The sequence below is a fragment of the Nostoc sp. FACHB-133 genome, from assembly GCF_014698055.1.
In the GTDB taxonomy this organism is placed as follows: Bacteria; Cyanobacteriota; Cyanobacteriia; order Cyanobacteriales; family Nostocaceae; genus Nostoc.
The window spans coordinates 1-9,218 of record NZ_JACJSH010000120.1; the positions used below are offsets into that span (position 1 = coordinate 1).

Genomic DNA, 9,218 nt, shown 5'->3' on the forward strand with positions numbered 1-9,218 from the left:
AGTCGTTAACTTGCGTCGCCTTATAACCTCGGCGGGACTGCATCCACCGCCATAAAAATGTTGGTAGTGGTAAATATCTAGCGATCGCCAATTCTCATTTTAAGGTTTCATGACATTAAACCCCTCGCAGCACGCAGCAGGTTTGACAAATTCTTAACCAATGCAGCGATCATCCCTGTAATTAATCGGGTGAGCTTTGTCAGGACATGACCTATATCGCCACCAACCAATCACAGACCACAGACCTACACAGTTAAAACTAAAACAGATGTCATGCTAATTGCGAAAGTTCTCATTCCGCTAAAAGTTGCTGACAAAGCTACAACCACTGAGGCGATAAATAAACCTTGACGGATAAACAAATAGGTAAAAAATAACCCTATTATAACTAAGACCAACACTCTGATCATATCTTTCTTGGTAGTAAGCAAAGATATGGTGTCAATAGTGAAATAGGGTAAAAATAATCCTGCTAATGTTGCGAACAGCAACGCAGTACTGAATAAAGCAATTAATCCACGCCACATCAATCCTGTTTTTGCATGACTGAAGTTTGCTCTTGTGAGATTAGCACCTGTAAAATCTGCTCCTCGGATATCTGCGCCGCTAAAGTTTGCCCCAGTAAAGTTTTGACCTTCGAATGAACGACCTCTGAGATTCTGGTGAGAGAAGTCTTGGGGCATGGCAGGGCTTGTGAAAGCAAGGGTTGAAGCTAGATACAGCTTGATTGTGCGCTTTTACGGACTTTTGCACAAGATTTTGTCATAAATGGCAAACAAACGGAAGTTATTACGGCTGTGGTGAATTTCTACTGGGGTGATCCCACCCTGAAAATCGGAGTCTGCAAACTCAACGATCTGCTTGAGTCGGCTTTTGTTGTTCTTGTGCGATCGCCTCCGGCGGGCGCTCGCGCCATCGCAGGTTTGGCTAAATGCAGAGATTGGGTGTACAGTCAGGTGATTCTGGGACAAAGTTTGGCTAAAACAATGAGTTCTTAAAATTCCTTTAAGGTTTCCTGCAAGGTTTTTTAACCTATCGTCAGTAGTGTAAAAGTTATGGTATTCCAATCTACTTCGTCAACTACGAGCTTGTGTATAGGTAATTTTGGCAGTTTTTGCCAGAAATGCTGTCAACTCTGCTCTTAACAGAGGTATTTAACCCTCAAATAAAATCGAAAACTACCATGAACAAACAATCATTGAACTACAAAGCCTCAATTATTCCTCTATTAGGTGCAATAATAGTCACCAATGGATTTTTCTCCAAAGTATCGGCACAAAATATTTATGCTCCAGAGACTACTGATTCTGTTGCAGTCACTGTCAAAAACCGAGAGTTTCCACAGTGGGGATATTACATGGTGCGAAGAGATTTTCGCAAATGTGCTTCTCCAATATGCGGTGGATATTTTATAAAGCTTGTCAACTTGAAAGCTACTCCTTGCTTAGATGGTGTTTTTCGCTCTGAATGCTATGTGTCTGCAATTGATTGGAGTTCCCTGAAAGTCTCGCCTTACGAACTAATAAAAATTCAAAATGATGATGGTAGCCGTGTGATTTTCAGAGGTAACATCGTTCCAGTAACATTTCCTGGATTCGGTGAGTTTGGGAATTTGAGAGTAAAAGAAGGCTTCTATGCCGTGACAAATGCCCCAGCAAAAGGTACTTTTATGGCACTAAAAGACAATGGCATTCGCTGCATCACAACTCCTTGTTTCTCTACAGATAATCTGGTTCTAAATAAGCCGAAGATTTCTCAAGTTTCGTCAATCGATTTGAGTCAAACGGGTGCAACACAAAAACAACTTGACGCAGCAACAAGCGAAATTTTTGGTAAAGGTTTGATTGCTGTAGGTAAAACTGAGGTAGCAGAAAACGTAGATCCAACCAAGAGAGCTACTCAGTTTGTGGGTACACAGTTTTATCTGAGAGTGGAACCAAAGTAAAAGAATTTTAGCTCAGATAAAATAATTCTCAAAATAGACAAGCGGTGTGGGAGCGATGTCTGCGACGGGCTATTCGGCGTCGCAGCGCTGGGGCATACAGATCAAATAATTCTTGTTCTACTGAATCAGCAGACCAGAACCATAGAAGAAAAAGAAAACTCCTGCTGGGTGGCTAAATAAAATTTAGCATTTAGCGTGGGAAGTGTTGATGTAAGGACAAGTAGCGATGTCTAAGACGGGCTACGCCTACGCAGAAATTTGTCCACCTGAACTTGAATAACTCAATCGCCTCATGATGCAAGCAGTTTGTAGGATTGAGCAACTGTTCGGTTTACACTTAACAAGCAATCTATCAGTTAAATTCTAGAATATCATCCCGAAATTTATTAGCCTTTTTGGGCTTGGCGCGATACTAGAAGTATATTTTAAAACTTGGTGATTTGAGGATAAAGATTGCGTAACGTTTCATTATATTTAATGTTCAATCAACTTACTTTTCCCTCTCTCTTTTTTTTAGTCCATCCACCCAATTCAACAGTTATCAGTTATTAGTTAAAAACTGAAAGTAAACTAAATTGCTTTATGCTTTTGGCATGGTAGAGTAAACCGACTTGCGTTGATGCAATACCTCAAACCATTGGCTTAATTTAGGATACTCTTGCTGCCAATTATTGCCAAATCTTAGGCTGTAGTAACCCAACCCTGATATAGCTGCAACATCAACAGCACTTAGAGTTTCATTTAATAGGTAGGCTGAGTTAGTCAACTTTTGCTCAAAAACACCTAAAACGCGATTAATGCAGGACTGATATTTAGCTTGGGTGCCAAAATCGCTTTGATTTCCTTTACGGGTTTCATACCACAATCCCACAACATTGTCTATTAAACTGTCTGCTAACTCTTCCCCCTGACGACAGTACAAACACTCAATGCGATTGCTAGGATAAAAACCCGGCTGAGGATAAGTCTCGTCTAGATACTCCACAATCAGCGTTGAATCCCAAAAAACGAGGTTATTTTCATCCACCAATACCGGAACTTTCCCAATGGGAGATAAACGCAAGAATTCTGGAGATTTATTGTTAATGTCTGTTTCTTTGGGTTCGTAAGGTAGCTGCTTCTCTGCCAGGACAATTCTCACTTTACGAGCGTAAGGTGATCGCTGTGCATAGTATAAGATTCGTGCCATATCGCTGCTATAAATTCAGTATTGTGATTTTTTATTTTAAATCTAATTTTAAATTGATGAAGCCAAACAAGCGGCTACAAAAGTGCAGGTGAATAACCGAAAAGTGCCTCTGAAGAGTCTATATTGATGAGTCTGGCATGGATGAACGCTCTGGGCTTGGGCTATGGATACTCCAGAGTTGATTGGTTGAAGCCTTCTATGAAACAGCACAAAGCTTAATTGTGGAATTTGATTGATGTAGGTCTGCTGCTATTTAGAAAAATTGCGAACTACGTTAGCGGAGCGGGGCGTTCGCTTTTAGCGTCTCCAAGAGTTGCCAATTGCGAATTGTTCAGTCACCGGAAGCCGTGTTTGTGGCAGCTTGCAAGGAGGGAGGAAGCTGGAGACACAACAGGCCAAATCTGCTGCAATCGCTCCTTTTGAGTGGGCGAGGCGGTAAAGGATTGTGATTGCTCTGTCTGGGGAAACTGTGTACACGCCCCGAAGTGAGGCAGTAGAATTGCAAGAGATGATGCAACGGTATCCGATGTGCGCGAGACTCTCGCTTTTTCAGCGATTACAAAGCATCCGTGCGATGTATGGATTCAATCAACTCCTCAACTTCTTCTTCGTCCAGACATTGTTTCACTTGGGTGCTGAACCACTGGGATTCTTCCAGTTCTGTGTCCTGGACTCGGTAGACCAGTAATGTTCCTGCAACGCGGGCAAGAGTAAGAGGTGATGGAGAAACGTGGCTCAGTAGATCGCACGCATTCTGGTATATTTCCATGACTGATAATTCGTCCAAAGGAGATCCCAACTGAGCAGAAAGCTGTTTTAGATTCTCCTGAATAGATGAATGGAAGTCTGGATCTTCGGGATGGGAAAGAGGGTTACTCATAATTGTCGTTCAAATGCCATTGGATGTGAAGGTAAAAGTATTAAGTATTACCATTGTTAATTACTTATGGTATCTTTTCACACATTGGGTATTCACTTACCCCACTCAACCTTACCCAAGCTTTAGATCCGATGAGTGCAACTCCCTAGCTAGTTGCGAAGGCTTTGGGCTATAGCAGTTTGATCTGTGCAAAGAAAATTATCTCCGAAAGCGGGTTGTTCATTTTCAAGCAGGACTTGTCCACTCAGGGTTAATCACTTCTCGGAATCATTTATCAAGAAAGGCAGAGGGCAGGAGGTAGGAGGCAGAAGGGAATTCTGGTTCCTGCCCTCTGCCACGACCGAAAGGGAGTAAGAGTTTAAGACCCCCACTGAACAAGAGTTCAGTGGCTCCAAGTCAGGAGGGTTTGAATCCTATCGACGACTTGTTCCTTCTGCCCTCTGCCCTCTGCCTCCTGCCTTCTTCAACGGTGTTTCAATGCTTATTACCGCAGATAAACGCTACAATAATGCGGCAATTTCAGCAGATAATTATGGTCATGTTGGATAAAAAAATAAAGCTATATGCATAGACGAGCGCCCTTATATTTGTTTTTAGGAGTATTAACGAGTTCTAGCTGTTTGATCTTGAGTGTAGCAGCCCAAGTCCCATCTAATTCGCAGCAGTCCTCGACTCGGAGTGAAGCTGAAACTGCTAGTTGGTTTGAAGCCCATCGCGCCCAGCCAGGCGCTTTACGAGCATTTGTACAACGAATGCCGAAGGGTGGAGATATCCACAGTCATCTAAGCGGGGCTGTGTACGCAGAACACTATCTGGAGTGGGCTGCCACCGATGGCTATTGTGTGAATCCAAAGGTGGGGGTTTTAGTTGAACCATTAGCTTGCAGTCAGGACAGTAGCTATTTTCCCGCCTCAGAATTGTTAAACCGAACATCTGTTTATGATTCCCTAATAAATCGTTGGTCTACTCGTAACCTCCAATTTGCTGGAAAATCAGGACACGACCAATTTTTTGAGGCTTTTAGTGGTTTTGGGCCAATATCAGATTCTATGAGCCGTCGGGATGATATGGTCGCGTCAGTAGCAAATCGGGCAGCTTCGCAGCATATTACCTATCTAGAGTTAATGCTTACCGTTCAGGGCAGTGAGGTTCGACAGCTAGGGCGTGAAGTTGGTTGGAATAAAGATTTTGCTCTGATGCACCGTCAATTGCTCAAACGAGGTTTAAGCAAATTAGTGACACTCGGCAACCAGCAATTTGCACAGTTGGAGCGCGAAGTCTCGAAAACACTCAGTTGCGGCACTCCATCGGCACAGCCTGGATGTGCAGTGACAGTGCGCTATTTGCAGCAAACGACAAGAACAAAGTCGCCTGTTGAAGTGTTTGCTCAGTTAGCTTATGCCTTTGCACTAGATTCATCAGATTCGCGGGTAGTTGGCATCAATCTCGTTGCCCCAGAAGATAACCCAATTGCACTGCGTGACTACACGCTGCAAATGCAAATGCTGCAATTTTTAAAACGCCAATATCCCAATGTCAAGGTCACGCTCCATGCTGGAGAGTTAACTCTGGGGTTGGTTCCAACCGAAGATTTACGTTTCCATATTCGGCAAGCTGTAGAAGTGGCACAGGCATCTCGCATTGGACATGGTGTGGATATTCTTTTTGAGGAGCGTCCCTTCGAGTTGATGAAGCAAATGCGGCGACTCGGCGTGTTGGTTGAAATCTGCCTGACCAGTAATGAGGTTATTTTAAATGTCCAGGGAGATCAGCATCCTTTTAGGGAGTATTGGAAGGCTGGAGTACCAATGACCCTTGCTTCCGATGATGAAGGCATTTCCCGCATCGATTTAAGTCATGAGTATCTATTAGCGGCAACAAGATATAGGCTGGGATATAAAGACCTTAAGCGACTGGCTCGCAACAGCTTAGAATATAGTTTCGCTCCGGGAAATAGTCTCTGGGAGTCGCCTGAATTTAAGGCAATGGTTTCAGCTTGTGCAAGCGATACCCCTGGTGAAACCTATGTTTCTCAAGGGTGCAGTGCTTTTTTGCACAAGAGCGATCGCGCACGGACTCAATGGCAGCTAGAGTCAGAATTTGCTCGGTTTGAGTCATTGCAAAACTGGCTTTGATTGACTTTCATGAAAATGTAGAACAAAGTAATTCCACTTTGTTGTTAGTTGAAAATTCAGTTCCGGGTGTAGAAACCAAAACATTTCATGAGGGTGAAAGTTCCGCTACGCCTGTCGTTCAGAATGAATTTTTTTCAAGTGATGAATATCTACTTTAGCAATACGATTTCATACTGTTAGCCTTCCCGCCTCCAAAACTTTACTTTCAAACCATCGCTCGGACGAGAAAATGGCAGTACTAAGTGTTCTAGATTTTGTCCAGGAAGTATTTCCCATTCATAGTCACGGATCAATAATACGGCAAACAGTTTCATTTCTAACCGAGCAAACTCTTTACCTAAACATTCTCGAATCCCACCACCAAAAGGTATATAGCTTCCAACCCTTTGTTTGTCTTGCGTGGATTCAGATGCAAAACGTTGTGGGTCAAATTGTTGAGATTGAGCGTAAACATTCTTGTCTTGATGAGTTTCCTGAATTTGGTAAAACACGTCCCAGCCTTGGGGGATACGGTATCCAGCAAGCTCACTTTCTTTAAGTACTTTGCGCGAACCGCTACGAACGACTGGAGGCAGCATCCGTAGAACTTCTTTTAGCACAAGCTCTAAATAAGTAGCACGCTGATGCCAAGTAGAACAGAGTCAATCAGCTTCGTTGTCAGGTACGGGCTTTTACGGACTGTACAAGATTTATGTTGAAGTTTGTGTATTTAGCGATCGCATTTCCTGGGCAAGCGTCCAAAGTGAAGGCTTGGCAGAAGTAACGCTTTCAACTACTAGCGTATTCCAGTACTCGTTCCCACTCCCAACGCCAAGCCGTCTCTACCAGTATTTCTTTATCATTGGTGAATTTGATAAATTCTTGCCCAAAGGCAATAAAACACATCAGCAACGAGGCGATTGCATACATCATACCCCACTTGGAGGCTGTGGCATTCCACCGTTCAATAGCAATTCTTCTTTCCTTTGCTGATAATAGTTCTAGAGCTAATTATTTAAGAGGTCTGATTGTGGTCTTTGCTCAAACCAGTCCCCCAGATATAATAACAACTCGCCTCACGTTAGACGAGTATCGGGCTATGGAAGAAACAAACCCCGAACGCCATGAATACCGTAACGGAGAGATTATTACTATGTCAGGAGGGTCGGAATCTCATAGTGCAATCGCCAGCAACTTCTTAATTTACTTAGGGTTTTTACTGAGAGACACGGATTTTCGTTTGTATAACAGCGACTTGCGAGTTTGGATTCCTGAATATCAGTGTGGGACTTATACCGATTTGATGGTTGTTAATGGTGAACCAGAATTCAATGGCGATCGCAATGATGAAATTCTCAATCCAATGCTTATTGTCGAAGTTTTATCGCCCTCTACTGAAGCTTATGACCGAGGGGACAAGTTCAGAAAATATCGCTCTATTGCCAGCTTTTGTGAATATCTGCTTGTAAGCCAAACTGAACCCTACATTGAGCAGTATCATAACTTGGATCGTAATAGTAATGAGCGCTGGCTATGGCAAGTTCACTCTCACCTTGAGCGGACGATTGTTCTGCACAGTTTAAACAACGTGGAAATTCCCCTGACTGAAATCTATCGTCGGATTAATTTTTAAGGGTTGCTAAAGCTTCTAGAAATTGCGCTTACCGAGACGGGCAGAAAAGTTTTTTTTCAAGCTAGCCTATCATGATACTCACCTAACATTAGAGACAAGGGATACCTTCTCTTCTCCTATCGGAGACACTTCGTGAACGAGAGGCAACGCCTTCGGTAAGCTTCTCGAAGAGACGCTGCGCGAACGCTAACGCACAACGAAAGAATAAAGAATGAGCATTAAAAGCTCATGTTGCCAAGATTACAAGTATAAGGACAGCAACAATGGAAACATTAGAAAATTATCAATTGATAGTGAAAACGGGTAAAACTACGACAGAAAAAGCTTTAGAATTGTTTGACACCCTTGATCCCGTAAATTTAGGCTTTATGTTTGGTCGTTGGCAAGGGTCTGGACTGCATACAAATCATCCAATGGATGGTTTATTGGAAATTTCCAATTGGTATGGGAAAGAATTTATAGATTCTGAAAATGTTCATCCGTTATTATTTTTAAATGGTCAGGGGAAAATTTTCCAGGTTGCACCTAACCCCACTTTAATGAACTGGGTTTTAAAATTGCCGATACCTAAAAATAATTCTCTCAAACCATTGCTGATCTCAATTAATTCTTTACTTAAAACCGAGAAAACTCAAGCCAGGCTGCGGATGATGGAGTATAGAGGAAAAGTGACTGCTACAATGATTTATGATTATTTGCCAATTAATGATTCTTTTAGAAAAGTAGATGAAAATACTGTGTTGGGAATTATGGATTATAAAAACACATCTCAACCTTTCTTTTTTATTCTCAAGCGATGCCTTTAACTTTTTAAATCGGCTCTATTTCGCTAAAGTAATCACTGAAACAGAGTGTCACTTGTCTAATTCCACCCTCCTGGAGTAATCATTCTACATCTTGGTTGATACCTCATCGGCTGCTATGGTGTACTATCTGCAAGGGTTTCAACCCTTAAAGACCCCTTAAAATGTCATTACGAACGCAGCGAAGTAATCACATAATCCCGTAGTTTTTGCGATTGCGTCGTCGTTCCTCGTCTCTGCGAGACGCACTCGCGTTCGCAATGACAGGCTGACAGAGCGATCGCCTCCGGCGGGCGGGTACGCCATCGTACAATCCTATTGCTAGATGACGAAACCAAGTATTAGGGGAAATTTTAAGACTTGTGTGTACACCGTAGCCTTAAGAGCGGGAGGCTGTGCCAACGGAGACGAAGACAGCGAACGGCTATCGCTTTTGGGTGTGACTACTAACATGAACATAAAGTTAGTACAATTAAATGGGACTGAAATTCTCACTACAGTTTCATGCGAATTAATCGTTTAACCTATAAACCTTCAATCCGTATTGGTATCGTTGGTGCTGGATGCGCTGGTTTAACAGCTGCCGAAGAATTACATGATCTTGGATATAAAAATATCACCATCATTGATGCCAAAAATCGCGTAGGTGGTAAA

At 42.6% G+C, this 9,218-nt stretch carries 11 protein-coding genes and 1 pseudogene; 6 read left to right on the forward strand and 6 right to left on the reverse strand.

Going from position 1 to position 9,218, the window contains the following annotated elements:
* Positions 1-245: 245 nt before the first annotated feature.
* Positions 246-683 carry a pentapeptide repeat-containing protein gene (locus tag H6G86_RS36880; protein WP_190938518.1) on the reverse strand — a complete coding sequence of 146 codons (438 nt, stop codon included), beginning with the start codon at positions 681-683 and terminating at the stop codon, positions 246-248.
* Positions 684-797: 114 nt separating this feature from the next.
* Here H6G86_RS36880 and H6G86_RS36885 point away from each other — a divergent pair, with 114 nt between their 5' ends.
* Together H6G86_RS36885 and H6G86_RS36890 are read left to right on the forward strand one after the other, a co-directional pair.
* Positions 798-998, forward strand: a complete 201-nt coding sequence (locus H6G86_RS36885) for a hypothetical protein (protein ID WP_190938519.1) — start codon at positions 798-800, stop codon at positions 996-998.
* Between the two features lie 185 nt (positions 999-1,183).
* Positions 1,184-1,945 carry a DUF6748 domain-containing protein gene (locus H6G86_RS36890; protein WP_242065167.1) on the forward strand — a complete coding sequence of 254 codons (762 nt, stop codon included), beginning with the start codon at positions 1,184-1,186 and terminating at the stop codon, positions 1,943-1,945.
* 580 nt (positions 1,946-2,525) lie between these two features.
* On the opposite strand, the gene H6G86_RS36895 is transcribed toward H6G86_RS36890, so the two are convergent.
* Positions 2,526-3,134: a glutathione S-transferase family protein gene (locus H6G86_RS36895; RefSeq protein ID WP_190938521.1), complete on the reverse strand. Its 609-nt coding sequence runs from the start codon at positions 3,132-3,134 to the stop codon at positions 2,526-2,528.
* Between the two features lie 556 nt (positions 3,135-3,690).
* On the reverse strand, positions 3,691-4,014 hold the full coding sequence (locus tag H6G86_RS36900) for a hypothetical protein (protein ID WP_190938522.1): 324 nt from the start codon (positions 4,012-4,014) through the stop codon (positions 3,691-3,693).
* Positions 4,015-4,577: 563 nt separating this feature from the next.
* On the opposite strand from H6G86_RS36900, the gene H6G86_RS36905 reads away from it, so the two are divergent.
* Complete coding sequence (locus H6G86_RS36905) at positions 4,578-6,149, forward strand: adenosine deaminase (protein WP_190938523.1); 1,572 nt, start codon at positions 4,578-4,580, stop codon at positions 6,147-6,149.
* A 176-nt stretch (positions 6,150-6,325) separates the two neighbouring features.
* Here H6G86_RS36905 and H6G86_RS36910 read toward each other — a convergent pair.
* Both H6G86_RS36910 and H6G86_RS36915 read right to left on the reverse strand, forming a co-directional pair.
* Positions 6,326-6,760, reverse strand: a pseudogene (locus H6G86_RS36910) (cytochrome P450); the annotation flags it as partial.
* Between the two features lie 157 nt (positions 6,761-6,917).
* Complete coding sequence (locus H6G86_RS36915; RefSeq protein ID WP_190938524.1) at positions 6,918-7,061, reverse strand: hypothetical protein; 144 nt, start codon at positions 7,059-7,061, stop codon at positions 6,918-6,920.
* Positions 7,062-7,158: 97 nt separating this feature from the next.
* Here H6G86_RS36915 and H6G86_RS36920 point away from each other — a divergent pair, with 97 nt between their 5' ends.
* Positions 7,159-7,761: a Uma2 family endonuclease gene (locus H6G86_RS36920; RefSeq protein WP_190938529.1), complete on the forward strand. Its 603-nt coding sequence runs from the start codon at positions 7,159-7,161 to the stop codon at positions 7,759-7,761.
* A gap of 263 nt (positions 7,762-8,024) precedes the next feature.
* Positions 8,025-8,567, forward strand: a complete 543-nt coding sequence (locus H6G86_RS36925; RefSeq protein ID WP_190938525.1) for a DUF4334 domain-containing protein — start codon at positions 8,025-8,027, stop codon at positions 8,565-8,567.
* Between the two features lie 156 nt (positions 8,568-8,723).
* Here H6G86_RS36925 and H6G86_RS36930 read toward each other — a convergent pair whose 3' ends face one another.
* The gene (locus H6G86_RS36930) at positions 8,724-8,870 is read right to left on the reverse strand and encodes a hypothetical protein (RefSeq protein WP_190938526.1); all 147 of its coding nucleotides are present in this window, start codon (positions 8,868-8,870) and stop codon (positions 8,724-8,726) included.
* Positions 8,871-9,068: 198 nt separating this feature from the next.
* Here H6G86_RS36930 and H6G86_RS40085 point away from each other — a divergent pair.
* Positions 9,069-9,218, forward strand: a 150-nt coding sequence (locus H6G86_RS40085) for an NAD(P)-binding protein (RefSeq protein WP_190938527.1), incomplete at its 3' end; no start/stop codon positions are given.

Bases quoted from the DNA above. Each gene is read 5' to 3' on its own strand.
- H6G86_RS36890 (WP_242065167.1), top strand. From the start codon at position 1,184: ATGAACAAACAATCATTGAACTACAAAGCCTCAATTATTCCTCTATTA.
- H6G86_RS36880 (WP_190938518.1), bottom strand. From the start codon at position 683: ATGCCCCAAGACTTCTCTCACCAGAATCTCAGAGGTCGTTCATTCGAA.
- H6G86_RS36925 (WP_190938525.1), top strand. From the start codon at position 8,025: ATGGAAACATTAGAAAATTATCAATTGATAGTGAAAACGGGTAAAACT.
- H6G86_RS36895 (WP_190938521.1), bottom strand. From the start codon at position 3,134: ATGGCACGAATCTTATACTATGCACAGCGATCACCTTACGCTCGTAAA.
- H6G86_RS36900 (WP_190938522.1), bottom strand. From the start codon at position 4,014: ATGAGTAACCCTCTTTCCCATCCCGAAGATCCAGACTTCCATTCATCT.
- H6G86_RS36930 (WP_190938526.1), bottom strand. From the start codon at position 8,870: ATGGCGTACCCGCCCGCCGGAGGCGATCGCTCTGTCAGCCTGTCATTG.
- H6G86_RS36905 (WP_190938523.1), top strand. From the start codon at position 4,578: ATGCATAGACGAGCGCCCTTATATTTGTTTTTAGGAGTATTAACGAGT.
- H6G86_RS36915 (WP_190938524.1), bottom strand. From the start codon at position 7,061: ATGATGTATGCAATCGCCTCGTTGCTGATGTGTTTTATTGCCTTTGGG.